The sequence below is a fragment of the Bacillus mycoides genome (genome assembly GCF_001757995.1).
Taxonomy (GTDB): Bacteria; Bacillota; Bacilli; order Bacillales; family Bacillaceae_G; genus Bacillus_A; species Bacillus_A mycoides_B.
The window spans coordinates 48,200-66,447 of sequence record NZ_LXLV01000009.1; the positions used below are offsets into that span (position 1 = coordinate 48,200).

Sequence of the window (18,248 nt, forward strand, 5' to 3'; positions counted from 1 at the left end):
AAGTAATACTGATGTACGGAGTGGAGAACAGAGATGAAGTATAAAAAATTAGTATATATCCTGCTCATATCGCTATTCATAGTCGGTTGTCAAAGTGAAATGAGTAAGGAAAATAGTGTAGAGGAGTATATTCCACCGCACCTTATGAACGCGGAAGTGACGGCGGATATTATGACACTTGAGATGGATCCAGATGCTCTTAAAAAGGTAGGGAATATTGGTCAAAGAATGAGAGAGCACCTAGTGAATAATATGGAATGGTATTTAAAATACGTAGAAGAGCATGCAGAGAAAAAAAGTTTTCCATATCATCCTAATTTCGGTGTTACAAAAGAAGAGTATGAGTTTGTACTAAATGCAATTGATCAAAGTAAATTGGTTAATACAAAGGATGGAAAGCTGAAATTCAAGAAAAAAAGTGACCATGAAGTAGAGATTTTTTCAAGTGAAAGTATAAAACTTCTTAAATATATAGTTATTGATACGGAGAAGAATACAGTAAAAACATCTCTAGGCGAATGTGAATATTTTGGAGAAATACTGGCATCGCCAGAACAGAAGTTAACTGGTCCTTGGCACGGAAAACAATGGATGTTAAAAAAAGATGACTTAATATATATGTTTTCTTTAGGGAAAATGGAAACAGGAAATAAATCAATTATTGATATTTCGGTGAAAGGTGGATATAAGGGAGAAATTATTAATAAGGAAGAGGCATTAGAGTTTTCTTCAGTTTTTTAAATGATGATAATAAAAAAATCACCTTGCTGTCTAAGCGAAGGTGATTTTTTATTAAATAAACAATCCAGCGATTGTTGCAGATAAAATAGAAGCAAGTGTTGATGCAAATAGCATTTTCCAACCAAATTTAGATACGACGCTTCCTTGTTTTTCAGAAAGGGCACGGATTGTACCAACAATCGCACCAATTTGGCTAATACTTGCGAAGCTAATTAAGAATACGGTAACGATTCCAACTGTACGTGGAGATAATGTTGCAGCAGCGCCTTTTAAATCAAGGATTGCTACAAACTCGTTTAATACAATCTTCGTGCCCATAATACCACCAGCTGGGATAATATCTTGAGTTGGAATACCCATTAAGAATGCGAATGGAGCAAGTATATAACCAAAGATTTGTTGTAAAGTAACAGCATATCCCATTGCACCTGAAGCAGCGCTAATTACGTAGTTTACAACTTCCATAACACCAATGAAGGCAATCATTAATGCAGCAACGATACCAGCTACTTTTAAACCATCAAGCGCACCGTTAATCATAGCGCCGATAAAGCTATCTCCGAATAGGCTTCTATCAAATTTTTGAATCACTTCGTCTTCTTTTTTCGTATCAACTGGTGTTAATAACGAACAAACGATTAAGCTTGAGAATAAGTTTAGCGGAAGAGCCGCTAATACATATTTCGCATCTAACATCATAACGTATGATGCTGTTACAGAAGCAGAAACTGAGCTCATCGCAGAACAACAAATGATAAACATACGGTTTTTATTAAAATGCTGTAAATCGTTTTTAATAACGATTAACGCTTCACTTGAACCGAAGAATACAGAGTTTACTGCGTGGAATGATTCAACGCGTGGTAAACCAGTGATTTTTGAAATTGCACCGCCGACAATACGAACGATGAATGGTAAAACACCTAAATAACTAAAGATAGAAAGTAGTGCTGAGAAAAATACGATAATTAATAATACATTTAAGAAAAAGACAAAATCTCTTTGAATTCCATTAAAGAGAAAATCGACACCTGTCGTACCAAGTTTAATTAGTTTGTTGAAAACTTTACTAATGAATATAATAATTTGTTGACCAATTTTTGTGCCAAACATAAACCAACCGATTAAAATTTGGAAACTAATCATAATAGCAATTGCACGGAAGTTGATTTTACTTCTATTGTTTGACAAAGCAAAGCATAAACCTAAAACGACAAGAATACCGATAATGCTCATTACATATTGCATGTAGTTGCCCCTTTCAGAAGTTCGTATAAAGTTTGTACATAAAACGCTCGTTATATTACTAAAAATAAAGTAGTAGAAGTTTTATGTCATACGTAAGATGTCTGACCTTTTTGAAAATAAAAAATAAAAAAAGACCCATATGGATTCACTTTCATCTATGAGAGAAAGCTAATCAATATGAGTCTTTTTATACATAAGCTAATATTTATTAGTTTTCCCCATAGTCCAGCAATTTAAGGTTGCCGGGTAGAAACTCTCGATCCATATTATCGACTATATATGAGGTAACATCGTCCGTATTAAATTAGTAGTAGCGTAACATTACTAGAGAACTATCGTCAATAGCTTTTTTTCTTCCAATAGAAATAGACCGTATAAGTATGATAAAATGTAACGCAGTGTTATGAAAAAGAGAGGTCGGAAAATGAGTACAAAAATGACGCCACCAGTTGAAAAAAACGAGTTTATAGATGTAGTGTTTGAAGATTTAACACATGATGGTGCCGGTGTTGCGAAAGTGAAGGGATATCCTATTTTCGTGAAAAACGGATTACCAGGTGAGGAAGCGCAAATTAAAATTATTAAAGTGAAGAAAAACTTCGCGTTTGGTCGTTTAATGAAGCTTCATCAAGAAAGTCCATATCGTAAAGATGCAGAATGCCCCGTGTACAATGAGTGCGGCGGTTGTCAGCTTCAGCACTTAACATATGAAGGACAATTAAAAGCGAAAGAAAAACAAGTACGCGACGTTATGCAGCGCATCGGCGGATTAAGTGATGTTCCTGTTCATCCTGTACTTGGCATGAAGAACCCATGGGTATACCGTAATAAAGCACAAGTACCAATTGGAGAACGTGAAGGTGGGCTTGTAGCTGGTTTCTATCGTCAAGGAACGCATGACATCATTAATATGGAATCATGCTTAATTCAGGCGGAAGAAAACGATACATTAATTCAAGAAGTAAAACGTATTTGTGAAAAGCACGATATTTCGGCTTACAATGAAGAGCGTAACAAAGGAACACTTCGCCACGTAATGGCTCGCTATGGGCAAGTAACAGGGGAAATTATGCTTGTCTTCATTACACGTACAGCAGAATTGCCAAACAAAAAAGCAATCATTGAAGAAATTGCAGCGAAATTCCCAGAAGTAAAATCAATCGTTCAAAACGTAAACACGAAACGTACAAACGTTATTTTCGGAGACAAAACGACAGTACTGTACGGATCAGAATATATTTATGACTTTATCGGTGACATTAAATTTGCGATTTCAGCACGTTCATTCTATCAAGTAAACCCAGAACAAACGAAAGTGCTATACGATAAAACGTTAGAATACGCAAAATTAAATGGTAACGAAACAGTAATTGATGCATATTGCGGAATTGGATCAATCTCCTTATTCCTGGCGCAAAAAGCGAAAAAAGTGTACGGTGTTGAAATTGTTCCAGAAGCAATCGAAGATGCAAACCGAAACGCAGCACTAAACAACATGACAAACGCTGAATTTGGTGTAGGAGAAGCAGAAGTAGTTATTCCTAAATGGTACAAAGAAGGCGTAATCGCCGACACAATGGTCGTAGACCCACCGCGTAAAGGTTGTGACGAAGCATTACTAAACACAATCATCGACATGAAACCAAAGCGCGTCGTATACGTATCATGTAATCCAGCAACATTAGCACGCGACTTAAAAGTACTAGAAGAAGGCGGATATAAAACGCAGGAAGTACAACCTGTTGATATGTTCCCGCATACGACTCATGTAGAGTGTGTAGCTTGGCTTAAGTTGGTATAATAAAAAAGCAGTTGATATAGAAAAAATCTATACCATCTGCTTTTTGGTTTATCCCGTAAAAGCCCGATTGGTTCAACTAATAATCAGTGGAGGATGAAGAAAACCTCCACTGATTAAAGTTTCACTTTATAAAAATACCATTCATAAGCGATGTTAGTTAAAATAAATATTGCTGATTTTCACAAATTATAAATGTCCAAATGTACTGTTGCTATTTGGCTTTATATTTTTAAATTGAGAGTTTGAAATTGTATTCATATTGAGAGGATTTGAATTTGAAATGATAGATAATTTTTGGCGTGATTTACCACGACCGTTTTTCGTACTTGCACCAATGGAAGATGTGACAGATGTTGTTTTTCGTCACGTAGTAAGTGAAGCTGGTCGCCCAGACGTATTCTTCACAGAGTTTACAAACTCGGATAGCTATTGTCATCCAGAAGGTATGAAAAGTGTACGTGGCCGTTTAATTTTTACAGAAGATGAACAGCCGATAGTGGCGCATATTTGGGGAGATAATCCTGAATATTTCCGTCAAATGAGTATTGGCATGGCAGAGCTAGGATTTAAAGGTATCGATATTAATATGGGCTGCCCTGTACCGAATGTGGCATCAAGAGGAAAAGGTAGTGGCCTTATTCTACGTCCAGACGTTGCGGCAGAACTAATTCAAGCAGCAAAAGCGGGCGGACTACCTGTCAGCGTAAAAACACGACTTGGCTTTAAAGAGTTAAGTGAGTGGGAGGATTGGTTAACGCACATTTTCAAACAAGATATTGCAAACCTTTCTATTCACTTACGTACAAGAGAAGAAATGAGCCAAGTAGATGCGCATTGGGAGCTAATTCCGGAAATTAAAAAATTACGTGACCGCATTGCACCAAATACGTTAATAACAATCAACGGAGACATTCCTGACCGTCAAACTGGAATGGAACTTGCTGAAAAATACGGTATTGATGGCGTTATGATTGGACGAGGAATCTTTAAAAATCCATTTGCTTTTGAAAAAGAGCCGAGAGAACATAGCAGTAAAGAACACCTTGATCTTCTAAGACTACAGCTTGATCTTCAAGATCAATATGCGGAAGTACTACCACGTTCAATCACAGGGCTTCATCGCTTTTTCAAAATTTATGTAAAAGGATTCCCTGGAGCTGCTGAATTACGAAATCAATTGATGAACACGAAATCAACAGATGACGTGCGTGCGTTGCTTGATAAGTTTGAGGCTAGTGTTGATGTGATTGGGGATAGTGACACATTGTAACTCTTGAGAGTTAGAGTGGATGGGGTGTAGCGGTTTTATGAGTGATTGTTTCATTTTACTTAAGGTGAACCGTATCATAAGTAAGTGAGATATTCTATGTAAAACAAGGGTAAGAAAAGAATACAGAAGAAAATCGAAAATGGCAGGTTGGTCTTGATTTTCACTAATATTATCATGTTTATTTTATTATGCCTATAATTGGAGGCTATGTGAATGTTAAGTGATCAGGCGAGATATTCTAGGCTCGCGAATATAACAAAAATAATAAATACAAAATTAGAACTACGTGAAGTATTGCAGCGTGTAACAATGGCGATATCAGAGGAGATTGTTAGGTGCAACGCTGTTGGAATTTATTTACCCCAGGAAGATGGAACATTTAGAGGGGTTGCAGGAAAACCAGAGACCATAAATGGCGTAACGCTCGATACTCAGGTAATTGATCCTGAAATAGACTTACTGGCAAAAGAAGTTATTGAAACCAAAAAAACCATCTATATCCCTGATACCTCAAAGGATCATCGGCCGGATCCGAGACCAGTTGATGCGTTCAAAATTAAGTCCTTATTAGCCCTGCCTATCTCATTTGGGCAAGAGTTATTTGGTCTGGTTTTTTTATTTGATTATGGAACTCCAATGAACTTAACAGATTCAGAAATTCAAAGTGTTGAAGCTTATGTAAATATGGCTGCGGTCGCAATTCAAAACGCAAATAATTTAACACAAAAGGAAAACCTTATTGCCGAGAAGCAGCTGTTACTAAATGTTACCCGTGATTTATCAATGTGTTCCTCGATACAGGAGAGTTTTGATAAATGTTTTTTTTACTTAGGACAGATTTTAGAGAGTAAAAACGTGGCTGCCCACCTTTTAGACCCGCTAGACAAAACAACGATTAAAACAACGAAGTTAAGCAAGGACTGTGATTGGACAGAAGCGGATTGGATGGAGAAAAGCTATGAAGCCAAGATCCAAGAGGTTATTCAAACAAAAAATATAGATAGTAAGGGTCTACTGATGATTCCATTGGTTTCAATGGGAGAAGTATTAGGGGTAATCGTCGTTGGCAAAGAGGGAAAAGCTCACAATTACGATAATTCCCAAATTCAACTGGCAAAATCTATCGTTGATGCCACAGCTCCTACGTTTTCAAACTTGTTATATATGGATCAACTTGAAAGCATGGTGGAAGAGCGAACGAGAGAACTAGCTGCTGCTAATGAAAAAGTTACAAGTGTGATTGAAAGTATTACGGATGGATTCTTTACTTTGAATAATAAATGGGAATTTACGTACGTAAATAAGCATCAATATTTTCCACAAAGAAAAACAGCAAAAGATGTATTAGGCGAGAATATACGGGAGGTTTTCCCGAGTAGCGTCGACACCATTATGTATAAGGAATTTCATCGTGCAATGTCAGAGCGAACTACAGTTCATTTCGAATTTCTTTCTACCTCTGATGAATATTGGCACGAAGTTATTGCATACCCGTATGATGATGGTATTTGTTGTATTTTTAAAAACATAACGGAAAAAAAGCAATATGAGCAGGAATTGAAAAGGTTATCCAACATAGATTTAATAGGGCAAATGGCAGCAGGTATCAGCCATGAGATTAGAAATCCAATGACAACAGTACGAGGATTTTTGCAGTTATTAAAAGAAGAGAACATCTATGAGAAACATAATAAGCACTTTAATTTAATGATTGAAGAACTTGACCGTTCCAATTCTATTATTACTGAATTTCTCTCAATGGGTAATACAAAGAAATCGGATTTGCAGATGTTAGATTTAAATTCAATTATCCACGATATTATTCCTTTAATAAAGATCGATACGTATAATCAAAATAAATATATTCAAGTCGATACAAATGACATTCCGGAATTACTTTTAAATCGTAATGAGATACGGCAATTATTAATAAACCTATACCGTAATGGCTTAGAAGCGATGAGCACAGGGAAAGTTCTAACCATTAGCACCTATAAGGAAGGTCAAAATTGTGTGGTGCTTGCAGTGCGGGATCAAGGAAAAGGTATCAGGCCTGAAGTATTAGAGAAACTGGGTACTCCATTTTACACGACCAAAGATAATGGAACTGGATTGGGGGTAGGCATATGTTATGCCATTGCTGCCCGTCATAATGCAAAAATAGAAATTCAAACAGGATCGGAAGGCACTACCTTTTTTGTTAAATTTAATTATGAAAATAATGAACAATAACCTCATTTAGAGTAGTTACGGTGAACCGTACCACAAATAAAAAGTAAAACCTAAGTAAACATAATCAATAAATTCCACATGAATTTTGCATAACATTCATGTTTGAATTGCCCACTAAATTAGAGTTGCATAAAAAGAAATGGACTAACCTATATCAGGTTAGTCCATTTTCAAGTGTGTTAATTAATAGTAAATCCCCATCCGTAATTTCGCACGATTATCCCATCCTTTTTTGCTGTTTTAAAATCATCCCCAAAAGCATTAATCCACCAAAGACTACAAAATCTCCCCCTAAAATGTTAAAGTAGTAACTTAACGACATTAATTTATACATGCTAAAAGCATTACTATAATCAACATTTCAGGAGGAAATACAATGGCAATGAGCAACAACGATATATTAAAAAGAGTAAGATATGCTTTAGATATAAGAGATATAGATATGGTGGAAATCTTTAAACTTGGCGGGATGGAAGTAACGAAAGAAGACGTAGTTGATATGCTTACAAAAATAAAGAGAGCTCCTCAGCATGAACCTGAAGATGCTGATGTAATCGAAGATGAATACGTATTAACATGCGATATGATGATGTTAGAGTCATTTTTAAATGGATTTATTACTTTAAAAAGAGGAAAGCAAGATCCGACACCAGGGCAACCGGCACCTGTACAGAGCAAGGAGAGTGCCAATAACCTTCTTCTAAAGAAAATGAAAATCGCACTATCTTTAACGAGTGAAGATGTGCTTGATATATTAGACAGCGTAGGAGTTATCGTAACAAAAGGAGAATTAGGCGCCTTATTAAGAAAGAAAGGCCACAAGAATTACAAAGAGTGCGGCGATAGATACGCAAGGAATTTCATTAAGGGATTAGCTGTAAAGTATAGAGGATAATAAGTTTGTTAAAACAGTAAATGATATAATAGGTAGAGTAGGACGTTTGTAGCCTACTCTTTTTTATTTGTAAAAATAATTATGAACGAATACGTTAGGTGATGAAATGGTACATACATATTTAGGTGAGACAATTAATTTTCATATAACTTATAAGAAGAAAAAGTCTGTGCGTCTTTTTGTAGATTCGTATGGGAATGTGGAAGTGCAAGCTCCAAAAGGAACGCCTGTTGAATACTTAGTCCAATTGTTAGAGGAGAAATGGGATTGGATTCAGGCAACACGTAAGGAAATGCAGGAGCGGGCGCTTGGACCACAGGAAAAGGATTATGATCAAGGAGAAGGCTTTCTGTATTTAGGGAATACGTATCCGATACAGATTTCTCAAGATGCAAGTATTACACAGGACAATGCAGTTTTTGAAGGGGATAAGCTACACATTTATGTGAATGAGCTTAAGGATGAGAAAATACAACAAGCTTTAAAACGTTTTTACTATAAACAGTGTAAAGCGTTAGTAGAGAAGAGTATTAAAGTACATCAAAGTAACTTTAAAACAAAACCGCGTTCTATTCGTATTACAGATAGTAGTCGTACGTGGGGAACTTGTGATTCAAATCTACAGTTAACGTTTAATTGGAAGCTAGCAATGGCACCACAGCGGGTAATTGACTATGTAGTCGTTCATGAAATGTGTCATATGGTTCATTTAAATCATGATCGATCTTTTTGGCGCCTTGTTGGGAAGATAATGCCTGATTATAAGGAAATGGAGAACTGGTTAGCGTTATCAAGTTGGAAGATGACGGTTTAGTTATTATTTTGGATTGTGGAATGAAATAAAGTAGAACCCTAATGAATTAGGGTTCTTTTTGTACATAGATTATCGTCCAAACTTCACAATAAAATCGTCGTCTATTTTCTCCATTTTGTATCCGCGATAATCTTTTGAAATTAATGCCTGCTGTTCACTAGCATCACTCATCGGAACGCTTTTAACATTCGTCCAATCTCTTTCTGTATCCTTACGCAATTCCTTCACAAAAACATACCGCATACTACCGCCATACTTCTCCTTCAGTGCAGCGATCTCCATCCCTTGCGCAAATTTATCTTTTAAACTCGGAATGTTAAAAGGTGCAACGGTGCAGCAAACGTAATCGTATTTGCTGTCTTCTTTTTGTAATTCATCCATGATGACTGTCGCTAATGTTTTTTGCATGCCATTTCCTCGACAGTTCGGGTGAACGTTTGAGATTTCTTGATAGATGACGCGGTGTAGCTCGTTTTCTGGTAAGCCGATATCAAGCCCTAAATGTTCATCGTCAATAGGAGGGACTAGTAGGGCACGAAATGCGATGAGTTCGTTTTCGATAAAAGCACCGATCATCATGCCGTTTCCTTCTAGGATGTATTGAAATTCTTCTAGTGAGAGCGGTTGTAAACGACCTTTATCTTCTAGCGCTTCCACTACAACGTTTTGTAATGATAAAATTTGTTCCATATGTTCTAAAGATAGTAATGTAACGTGAAATGGATCGTTGTTTTGTTTTAGTGTTCCTTCGTAAAGAATCGTCATATGTTAGTCCTCCTTTAGCGTACAACGTCTTGAAAGACGGTTAATTCTTGTAATGTATTTTCGTTTATTTCAATGCCGAGTCCTGGCTTTTCATTTAAGCGAATAAATGGTACGTCGTAATGTAAGTTTCCGATGTCTTTCGTGAATTTTAATGGTCCTGTTAGCTCGACGCTAGTAATGCTTTTTTTTGAGAAAGCGACATGGAATCCTGCGGAAGAGGCAACAGATGATTCGACCATGGATCCAACTTGGCATTCAATGCCGGCCATTTCTGCTTGATGAGCGAGTTTTACAGCTGGATATATACCGCCGCATTTCATTAGTTTTATATTTACTTTATCAGCTGCGTCTAATTTAATAATTTGGCGCATTTCACGAGAGCCTTTTAGTCCTTCATCAATCATAAGCGGAAGGTCTGTTTTAGAACGAATGTGAGCCATTGCGTCAATATCATCCGCTACAACAGGCTGTTCAATCCAGTCGATGTTTAAATGTCCTAATGAACGAAGTGCTGTTAATGTGTTTGCGCTATTTTTCCAGCCTTGGTTTACATCAACGCGAATAGCAATGTCATTTCCTACACGCTCGCGTACAGCTTCAATTCGTTTTACATCTTCTTTTACATTTGTGCCGACTTTCATTTTGAAAGATTGGTAACCTTTCTTAATCATAGAGGCAGCTTCCTCAGCCATATTTTCTGGCTCGGCGATACTTAAGACGTGAGTAACAGGAAATTCTTCATGGTAGCGCCCGCCAATTAGTTGATATACAGGTTGATTTAGTTTTTTGCCCATTATATCGAAACAGGCGATGTCAATCGCAGCTTTGGCAGTAGGAATACCGTAAATTGTATTGTCCATCATATCGTGTATTTTCTCGATATTCATTGGGTTTTGTCCGATAAGAGCAGGAGCTAGTGTATGTTTTAAAACATAGAAAGTACTTTCCCATGATTCACCTGTAACGTGATCATCGGCAACGCCTTCACCGTAACCGATAATACCTTCATCTGTTTCCATTTTGATGATAATAGAAGGCATATCAGAATAAGAACCATAACTAATAACAAACGGATCGCGAAGCGGTAAACGAATTGCGTAAAGATGAATAGCTGTAATTTTCATTGAATAAAGACCCCTTCCTGTTTACAATGGTTTTGTACATTTGATATAGTTGACGTTAAATAGTCGTTAATTAATGATAAGGAGTTAGAGAAAATGATGATAAAAATTGCAGTTGTCGGTTCAAAAGAGTTTATGGAGAATCTTTTACCTATTGCTCATAAACTAGAAGAGATAGAGATTAATCCATATATTTACCTTCACCCGGCAGAATCTTCTGAAATATTAAAGCGTTTAAAACCTTGTGATGTTATCTTTTTCTCAGGTGCTTTACCTTATTATATGGCAAAAGAAATAAGAGAACAATTACCAATTCCAAGTGTATATTTGCAGCAAGACGAGACAACTGTCGCATCTTCACTTCTTTCTATATTATATCATCAAGGCATTCAACCTCATAAAATTTCAATTGATTTAGTAGATCGTTCGTTTATTACAAATGTGTTCCATGACATCGGTCTAAAAGAAACGCCACAAGTGATGGATTATGAAAATATGTTATGGAGTAAGGATGAAATTAAGAGAATCATTGATTTTCATTTAGCTAAATATCAATCTGGAGAGGTTGATTTAGCTTTAACTAGTATTCACACTGTCTACGATGAACTTCAAAAAATAGGTATTCCTTCAGAGCGTATGATAGATCCGACGCAATCAATTATACATGGGTTAAAAGATGCAAAAATAAAAGCTGAGTTAGCAAAAAGCCATTCAGCTACTGTTGGTTCTTGTATTATATCCTTTATAGAGTTACAAGAAAGCTCGCTTGAACAATTAAATGTAATCTCAAAAGAATTACGTGGTTCATTTAAACAAGTTGATGAAATGGCTTTTATTTTGTATACAACTCGTGGTGATATTGAATTGAGTATAAAAACAAATACGATAGATCGTTTATTTATGAATATAGAAGGCGCAGTATCTATTGGATTTGGTTACGGAAAAACAGTAAATGAAGCGGAACAAAATGCAAAAATCGCTCAAGGTTTCGCAAAAAATAATCCGATAGAACGCTGCTTTTATATACTAACAAGTGATAAAGAATTATTTGGTCCGTTCCCGAAAGAACAGAGAGTACAAAGTTTAAAAAACGATAATCCTGAATTAATGAAAATAGCGAAGGAAACGAAGCTTAGTCCTGCAAACTTGTCAAAAATCATTCAATTTAGTCAATCGCATCCATCATTGAAATTTACAGCGGCCGATCTCTCTGAGTACTTACAAGTGACTCGACGATCGACGGAAAGGCTGTTAAAGAAATTAGTTGATTACAGGTATGCCAATATTTGCGGCGAGGAAATGCCCTATCAACAAGGGCGCCCTCGTGCAATATATGAGCTAAATTTACCGTTGTATTCGTTTCAAAAATTTTAAGCTTCTAGTTGTGCTTTTTGTTTTTTCAGTAGGTCTGCTTTTTCAATATCAGATAGCTTCGTAATTGTGAAGCCAGTTATACCATAAATGATTGAGATAATAGGTACGATGAAATTCAATATAGCATAAGGAGCATATTCGAATGCGCCGACTCCAAGTGTTGCGAGTATAAATACACCACATGTATTCCAAGGTACGAAAACAGAAGTTAATGTTCCACCATCTTCTAATGCTCTGGATAAATTTTTAGAATGTAGTCCTTTTTCTGTGTACGCATTTGCATACATTCTTGAAGGAACAACAATCGAAATATATTGTTCAGAGCAAGTAAGATTCGTTGCAAAGCAAGATGCGATAGTAGAAGCGATAAGTCCTTTTGATGATGTCGCTAATTTTAAAATTTGATTTACAATTGAGCGAAGAATGCCAGTATGTTCTAGTACTCCGCCGAAAGTCATAGCGACAATTGTCATAGAAACTGTATTCATCATAGAGCTTAAGCCACCACGGTTAAATAGTTCATCTACTAGTTTGTTTCCAGTGTCTATGACAAATCCACTTTGGAGTGCACCGACAGCTGATGAGACAGAGCCACCTTGAATAAAGACTTGTGATAAGAATCCTAAAATAACACCTACAAGAATAGCTGGTATAGCAGGGACTTTTTTAGCGACCAATACCATAACGACTATGGGTATAATTAATAGGAAAGGCGAAATAACAAAGTTTTGTTGCAATACTTGTAACGTTTGATCGATGCTTTTTGCATCAATATTGTTATCGCCAAAGCTTCTTCCTAAGAACGCATAAACGATAAGAGTAATAATTAAACCTGGAATTGTAGTAAATAACATGTGACGAATATGTGTGAATAAATCGGTATTTGTTAATCCGGCGGCTAAGTTTGTCGTGTCTGAAAGCGGTGACATTTTATCGCCAAAATAAGAACCGGAAATTATAGCGCCAGCAACCATTGGAGCTGGGATTCCCATACTTAGGCCAATTCCCATTCCAGCAACACCAATTGTTCCCATTGTAGACCAAGAGCTACCGATAGCTAATGCAACGATAGAACAAATAATTGTAATTGAAACTAAAAATAATGATGGAGTTAAAAGTTTTAAGCCGTAATAAATCATAGTAGCGACGATTCCACCGCCAATCCAAGCACCGATCGTTAAACCTACAAGAATAATGATAACGATAGCGGGTAATGCAAGGCGAATTCCTTTATACATCGATTCTTCAATGTCATTCCATTTGTAACCGTATCGCCAAGCGACGATAGAAGCAACGGTTGTACCGATAATAAGTGGGACGTGAGGGCTTTGTTCTAATACAACAATTGTAACCATCATAACTGCAACTGTAATGATAATAGGGATTATTGCTATGCCAAAAGGTATTTCTCTTTTCATAAAATGCCTCCTCATTATGTATATTTGTATTTTTAGAATTGTCGCAAAATAGACGTTATTAAGTTATAATAACTAAAAATAGATACAAGCGTCAATATAAAAACAGAAAATATCGAATGTTCTATTTGTATGGATATCTTTATAAGATGAGTTGAAATCGGGTATTAACGGTATTAAAAAATAAATAATTGACTTTTTTCTTAAAATTCAATATGTTCATAAAAACATCTGTTTTTCATAAGTATAATTAATCTGAATGGTTTGTAATTAGGGGAAGGAGAATGAAGCTTTGAAAACATTAGAACTACAAGAGCGTTTAACTGAAATTTTTCAGCATTTACATGAAAACCCTGAAGTAAGCTGGAAGGAATATGAAACGACAGCTTATATTACTAACTTTCTAAAAGAAGAAGGAATTTCATATAAAATATTTGATGATTGCCCAGGCGTGATTGCTGAAATCGGAAGCGGGAATCCAGTTATCGCGATTCGTGCTGATATGGATGCGCTATGGCAAGAAGTAGACGGAGAATTTAAAGCGAATCACTCATGCGGACACGATGCTCATATGACAATTGTGATGGGCCTTATTTTACAATTGAAAAATATGAGATGGGATAGTGGTACTGTTAGATTTATTTTTCAGCCGGCAGAGGAAAAAGGAAATGGTTCCTTAAAGATGGTAGAGAAGGGCGCCGTGGATGATGCAGATTTCTTATTTGGTGTTCATTTAAGACCAATTGAAGAACTGCCTTTGAAACAAGCTGCACCATCTATTCGTCACGGAGCAGCAGGATTTTTAGAAGGGGTGATTCATGGAGATGATGCACATGGGGCACGCCCGCATCAAGGGATAAATGCCATTGATGTCATCACGATGATTAATATTGGATTGAAAAACATATGGCTACCACCGCAGACGTCGTATTCTGTTAAGATGACGAGATGCCAAGCTGGTGGTGATAATCTAAATATTATTCCAGGTAACGGGCATTTTAGTTTAGATGTAAGAGCAGAAAATAACATATTACTAAATGAATTAAAGCAAAAAATAGAGCAAGTAATTCAGTCAGCTGAATCAATGGGATCTAAACTTTCTTATGAGTGGATTGATCTTGCACCAGGAGCTGAAGTGTCAGAAGAAGCTGAGCGCTTTATGCGTAAAGGTATTCTTGAAGTGTATGGGGAAGAGGGATGTACTGGACCACTGTATACGACAGGAAGCGATGATTTCCATTACTACACAGTGAAGAGACCACATTTAAAAGCTGTCATGCTTGGACTAGGGGCAAACCTACAACCTGGATTACACCATCCGTATATGAAGTTTGACCATTCTTGCATAATGGATGGTGTAGAAATATTGAAACAAACTGTATTGAAAGTATTAGAAAACAGGGGCTAGAAAGCTCCTGTTTTTTTGTAGGAATTTGTCGTTAAGTCGATATATTCGATTTTGCGATAATATAATTTCACGTACCAACTAATTTGATAAAAATGAGCATTCAGTACGTGGTGTATAATAATAGTAATATTTCTTAATAGGAGCAAACGAATGAACGAACAATATTACGATGCAGTTTTAAATATAAAAACAGTCGGTGAGCAAAAAGGGTTTAATAAGTCTATGCATTATCACCGTTATGAACCGACGCCATATAGCGGATTAGATGAGTTACTGAATCAATATGAAATAAAAAGTAGCGATCGAGTTGTAGACTTTGGGTGCGGAAAAGGACGATTAAACTTTTACATGCATCATAAGTGCGGTGCTTCAGCGGTTGGAATTGAAATGAATGAAGAGTTTTATAAAGAAGCGATGGAAAACCGTGAGCGTTATGCAAGGAAGATAAGAAACAGTAAAGATAAGATTCAATTCGAGTGTTGTTTGGCGCAAGAATATGAAATTAATCCGCGTGATAACCGATTTTATTTCTTCAATCCATTTTCTGTCCAAGTGTTTATGAATGTAGTAAATAACATTTTGCTTTCGGTAGAGGAAATAGAGAGGAAAGTGGATATTATTTTATACTACCCTTCTGAAGAATATATTTTCTTCTTGGAGAATCAGACTGCGTTTGAGCTGAAGAAGGAAGTAAGATTACCGGGTGCTTATGAGAAGAATGGGAATGAGAGATTTTTAGTTTATACATTAGGATTATAAAAAAAGCAGGTGCCTTGGCACCTGCTTTTTTAAAACTCACGTCTATATAATTAGTTACGGATTAAGTAATCAAATGCACCTAAAGCTGCATTTGCACCTGAACCCATAGAGATGATGATTTGTTTGTACGGATTATTTGTACAGTCACCTGCACCAAACACTCCTGGTACGTTTGTAGCGCCGTGCTTGTCTGTTACGATTTCACCGCGAACGCGTTCAACTGTTTCGCCTAGCCAGTCTGTGTTTGGCACAAGACCGATTTGAACGAATACACCTTGTAATTCAACGTGATGAACTTCTTCAGTTTCACGATCGATGTAAGAAATACCGTTTACTTTGTCAGTACCAGTAATTTCTTTCGTTTGAACGTTTTTCAGAACAGTTACGTTTGGTAAGCTGTTAAGACGCTCTTGTAATACAGCATCAGCTTTTAATTCTGGCATGAATTCAAGAACAGTTACGTGCTTAACAATACCTGCTAAGTCGATAGCTGCTTCAATACCAGAGTTACCACCGCCGATAACCGCTACATCTTTTCCGATGAATAATGGACCGTCACAGTGTGGGCAGTATGCTACACCTTTGTTTTTGAACTCAGCTTCACCCGGTACGCCAACATTACGCCAGCGAGCACCTGTTGAAACGATTACGCTCTTACTTTTCAGAATAGCGCCGTTTTCAAGTTCCACTTCAATAAGTTCTTTTTTCTCTAAACGTTTCGCACGTTGTAGATTCATTACATCGATGTCGTATTCTTTTACGTGCTCTTCAAGGCTTGCTACTAGCTTAGGACCTTCAGTGCGTTTTACGCTGATGAAGTTCTCAATACCCATAGTATCCATTACTTGACCACCGAAGCGCTCAGCAACGATACCAGTGCGGATGCCTTTACGTGCTGCATAAATTGCTGCACTTGCACCAGCTGGGCCGCCACCAACAACAAGAACATCGTATGGATCTTTATCAGAAAGCTCTGATGCATCTGGACCGTTACCCATTTTAGCTAAAATTTCTTCAAGTGTCATACGACCGCTTCCGAAAGATTCGCCGTTTAGGTAAACAGTTGGTACCGCCATGATGTCTTTACTTTCTACTTCCTCTTTAAATGCAGCGCCATCAATCATAGTATGTGTAATACCAGAGTTTAGAACGCTCATTACGTTAAGAGCTTGTACAACATCAGGACAGTTATGACAACTTAGGCTGATATAAGATTCAAAATGATATTCGCCTTGAATGTTTTTGATTTGATCGATTAATTTTTGTTCAACTTTTGGAGCACGTCCACTAACTTGTAGTAAAGCTAACACTAATGAAGTAAATTCGTGTCCTAATGGAATACCAGCGAATACGACACCAGTGTCTTCGCCAGGGCGATTTACGCCAAAGCTTGGTGTTCTCTCTAGTTCAACTTTTTCTACTGTAATCTTAGACGACATAGTAGCTAATTCATCTACTAGAGATAACATATCTTTAGATACGTTATCGTCTCCTGCGCTTACTTTAAGTAAAATATCGTTCTCCATTAACTGAAGGTATTGGGATAGTTGTGTTTTTATATCTGCATCTAGTATCATTTTGATCGAACTCCTTAGATTTTGCCTACAAGGTCAAGGCTTGGTTTAAGTGTTGCAGAACCCTCTTGCCATTTAGCTGGACAAACTTCACCTGGGTTGTTACGTACGTATTGAGCTGCTTTAATTTTGTTAACAAGAATGCTTGCGTCACGGCCGATACCGTCAGCATTGATTTCCATAGATTGGATAACGCCGTCTGGATCGATGATGAATGTACCACGAGCAGCAAGACCTTCTTCTTCCATTAAAACGTTGAAGTTTGTAGTGATTGTGCGAGTTGGGTCACCAATCATAATGTATTCGATTTTGCCGATAGTTTCTGAGCTATCGTGCCATGCTTTGTGAGTGAAGTGAGTGTCTGTAGATACAGAGTATACTTCAACGCCTAAGTCTTTTAGAGTTGCGTATTGGTTTTGTAAGTCTTCAAGTTCAGTTGGGCAAACGAATGTGAAGTCTGCTGGGTAGAAACAAACTACGCTCCATTTTCCTTTTAAACTTTCGTCAGTAACTTGGATAAATTCTCCATTATGGTAAGCATTAGCTTTAAACGGTTTTACTTCTGTGCCGATTAATAACATATTAAAATTCCTCCTAAAGGTTGGTTTTGAGCATCGGAAATTAGTTTGCTCATAAAATATATTTTTTAATTAACTATAATAATTCTAATTCGATATTAATTATCATATAGAAGTGGTTATTTTGTCAAGAGAATAAACCAACTTTATACCAATTTAATTAATATTTATTCTCAATTAAGGCTGCTAGGGAATTAAAAGGTAATTTTCAAGTCATAAATTTTCAATGAGTGTTTGAAAGAGTAGTGTGTAT

At 36.7% G+C, this 18,248-nt stretch carries 15 protein-coding genes and 1 riboswitch; of the genes, 9 read left to right on the plus strand and 6 right to left on the minus strand.

From position 1 onward, the window contains the following. Positions 1-33 precede the first annotated feature (33 nt). A complete protein-coding gene (locus tag BWGOE10_RS01715) occupies positions 34-741 on the plus strand; it encodes a hypothetical protein (protein WP_070140672.1) in 708 nt (235 codons plus the stop codon). Positions 742-792: 51 nt separating this feature from the next. Here the strand turns inward: BWGOE10_RS01715 and BWGOE10_RS01720 are convergent, their stop codons facing one another. Then, a complete protein-coding gene (locus BWGOE10_RS01720; RefSeq protein WP_070140673.1) occupies positions 793-1,989 on the minus strand; it encodes a NupC/NupG family nucleoside CNT transporter in 1,197 nt (398 codons plus the stop codon). A gap of 201 nt (positions 1,990-2,190) precedes the next feature. Continuing rightward, positions 2,191-2,292, minus strand: a riboswitch (purine riboswitch). Between the two features lie 121 nt (positions 2,293-2,413). Between BWGOE10_RS01720 and rlmD the strand changes: the two genes are divergently transcribed. The 5 genes from rlmD (at position 2,414) to BWGOE10_RS01745 (ending at position 9,001) form a co-directional block, all read left to right on the plus strand. Beyond that, entirely contained in the window at positions 2,414-3,790 is a 1,377-nt protein-coding gene (gene rlmD, locus BWGOE10_RS01725; protein ID WP_070140674.1) for a 23S rRNA (uracil(1939)-C(5))-methyltransferase RlmD, read from the plus strand. A 280-nt stretch (positions 3,791-4,070) separates the two neighbouring features. Continuing rightward, positions 4,071-5,060 carry a tRNA dihydrouridine synthase gene (locus tag BWGOE10_RS01730; RefSeq protein WP_070140675.1) on the plus strand — a complete coding sequence of 330 codons (990 nt, stop codon included), beginning with the start codon at positions 4,071-4,073 and terminating at the stop codon, positions 5,058-5,060. A 213-nt stretch (positions 5,061-5,273) separates the two neighbouring features. Continuing rightward, positions 5,274-7,292, plus strand: a complete 2,019-nt coding sequence (locus BWGOE10_RS01735) for a GAF domain-containing sensor histidine kinase (protein WP_070140676.1) — start codon at positions 5,274-5,276, stop codon at positions 7,290-7,292. 376 nt (positions 7,293-7,668) lie between these two features. Then, on the plus strand, positions 7,669-8,187 hold the full coding sequence (locus tag BWGOE10_RS01740) for a DUF1456 family protein (protein ID WP_070140677.1): 519 nt from the start codon (positions 7,669-7,671) through the stop codon (positions 8,185-8,187). A 106-nt stretch (positions 8,188-8,293) separates the two neighbouring features. Beyond that, positions 8,294-9,001 (plus strand): M48 family metallopeptidase, encoded by a 708-nt coding sequence (locus BWGOE10_RS01745; RefSeq protein ID WP_070140678.1) that lies wholly within the window; start codon positions 8,294-8,296, stop codon positions 8,999-9,001. 69 nt (positions 9,002-9,070) lie between these two features. Here BWGOE10_RS01745 and BWGOE10_RS01750 read toward each other — a convergent pair whose 3' ends face one another. Together BWGOE10_RS01750 and BWGOE10_RS01755 are read right to left on the minus strand one after the other, a co-directional pair. Beyond that, entirely contained in the window at positions 9,071-9,766 is a 696-nt protein-coding gene (locus tag BWGOE10_RS01750) for an N-acetyltransferase (RefSeq protein WP_070140679.1), read from the minus strand. A 14-nt stretch (positions 9,767-9,780) separates the two neighbouring features. Then, positions 9,781-10,890: a mandelate racemase/muconate lactonizing enzyme family protein gene (locus BWGOE10_RS01755; RefSeq protein ID WP_070140680.1), complete on the minus strand. Its 1,110-nt coding sequence runs from the start codon at positions 10,888-10,890 to the stop codon at positions 9,781-9,783. 93 nt (positions 10,891-10,983) lie between these two features. Between BWGOE10_RS01755 and BWGOE10_RS01760 the strand changes: the two genes are divergently transcribed. Next, on the plus strand, positions 10,984-12,261 hold the full coding sequence (locus BWGOE10_RS01760) for a transcriptional regulator (RefSeq protein WP_070140681.1): 1,278 nt from the start codon (positions 10,984-10,986) through the stop codon (positions 12,259-12,261). Here the strand turns inward: BWGOE10_RS01760 and nhaC are convergent. Beyond that, complete coding sequence (gene nhaC / locus BWGOE10_RS01765; RefSeq protein ID WP_070140682.1) at positions 12,258-13,679, minus strand: Na+/H+ antiporter NhaC; 1,422 nt, start codon at positions 13,677-13,679, stop codon at positions 12,258-12,260. The genes BWGOE10_RS01760 and nhaC overlap by 4 nt on opposite strands. Positions 13,680-13,968: 289 nt before the next feature. Between nhaC and BWGOE10_RS01770 the strand changes: the two genes are divergently transcribed. Beyond that, positions 13,969-15,084 carry a M20 peptidase aminoacylase family protein gene (locus tag BWGOE10_RS01770; protein WP_070140683.1) on the plus strand — a complete coding sequence of 372 codons (1,116 nt, stop codon included), beginning with the start codon at positions 13,969-13,971 and terminating at the stop codon, positions 15,082-15,084. Positions 15,085-15,234: 150 nt separating this feature from the next. Continuing rightward, positions 15,235-15,843, plus strand: coding sequence for an SAM-dependent methyltransferase (locus BWGOE10_RS01775; RefSeq protein ID WP_070140684.1), 609 nt, complete (start codon positions 15,235-15,237; stop codon positions 15,841-15,843). A 50-nt stretch (positions 15,844-15,893) separates the two neighbouring features. Here BWGOE10_RS01775 and ahpF read toward each other — a convergent pair whose 3' ends face one another. Together ahpF and ahpC are read right to left on the minus strand one after the other, a co-directional pair. Continuing rightward, entirely contained in the window at positions 15,894-17,420 is a 1,527-nt protein-coding gene (gene ahpF, locus BWGOE10_RS01780) for an alkyl hydroperoxide reductase subunit F (RefSeq protein WP_070140685.1), read from the minus strand. A 14-nt stretch (positions 17,421-17,434) separates the two neighbouring features. After that, positions 17,435-17,998, minus strand: a complete 564-nt coding sequence (gene ahpC, locus BWGOE10_RS01785; RefSeq protein ID WP_000924420.1) for an alkyl hydroperoxide reductase subunit C — start codon at positions 17,996-17,998, stop codon at positions 17,435-17,437. Positions 17,999-18,248 lie beyond the last annotated feature (250 nt).

What these genes read in the sequence shown, in the direction of transcription:
- rlmD (WP_070140674.1), top strand. Translation starts at nt 2,414, where the DNA reads ATGAGTACAAAAATGACGCCACCAGTTGAAAAAAACGAGTTTATAGAT.
- BWGOE10_RS01760 (WP_070140681.1), top strand. Translation starts at nt 10,984, where the DNA reads ATGATGATAAAAATTGCAGTTGTCGGTTCAAAAGAGTTTATGGAGAAT.
- BWGOE10_RS01750 (WP_070140679.1), bottom strand. Translation starts at nt 9,766, where the DNA reads ATGACGATTCTTTACGAAGGAACACTAAAACAAAACAACGATCCATTT.
- nhaC (WP_070140682.1), bottom strand. Translation starts at nt 13,679, where the DNA reads ATGAAAAGAGAAATACCTTTTGGCATAGCAATAATCCCTATTATCATT.
- ahpF (WP_070140685.1), bottom strand. Translation starts at nt 17,420, where the DNA reads ATGATACTAGATGCAGATATAAAAACACAACTATCCCAATACCTTCAG.
- BWGOE10_RS01735 (WP_070140676.1), top strand. Translation starts at nt 5,274, where the DNA reads ATGTTAAGTGATCAGGCGAGATATTCTAGGCTCGCGAATATAACAAAA.
- BWGOE10_RS01745 (WP_070140678.1), top strand. Translation starts at nt 8,294, where the DNA reads ATGGTACATACATATTTAGGTGAGACAATTAATTTTCATATAACTTAT.
- BWGOE10_RS01715 (WP_070140672.1), top strand. Translation starts at nt 34, where the DNA reads ATGAAGTATAAAAAATTAGTATATATCCTGCTCATATCGCTATTCATA.
- BWGOE10_RS01755 (WP_070140680.1), bottom strand. Translation starts at nt 10,890, where the DNA reads ATGAAAATTACAGCTATTCATCTTTACGCAATTCGTTTACCGCTTCGC.
- BWGOE10_RS01775 (WP_070140684.1), top strand. Translation starts at nt 15,235, where the DNA reads ATGAACGAACAATATTACGATGCAGTTTTAAATATAAAAACAGTCGGT.
- ahpC (WP_000924420.1), bottom strand. Translation starts at nt 17,998, where the DNA reads ATGTTATTAATCGGCACAGAAGTAAAACCGTTTAAAGCTAATGCTTAC.
- BWGOE10_RS01740 (WP_070140677.1), top strand. Translation starts at nt 7,669, where the DNA reads ATGGCAATGAGCAACAACGATATATTAAAAAGAGTAAGATATGCTTTA.
- BWGOE10_RS01720 (WP_070140673.1), bottom strand. Translation starts at nt 1,989, where the DNA reads ATGCAATATGTAATGAGCATTATCGGTATTCTTGTCGTTTTAGGTTTA.
- BWGOE10_RS01730 (WP_070140675.1), top strand. Translation starts at nt 4,071, where the DNA reads ATGATAGATAATTTTTGGCGTGATTTACCACGACCGTTTTTCGTACTT.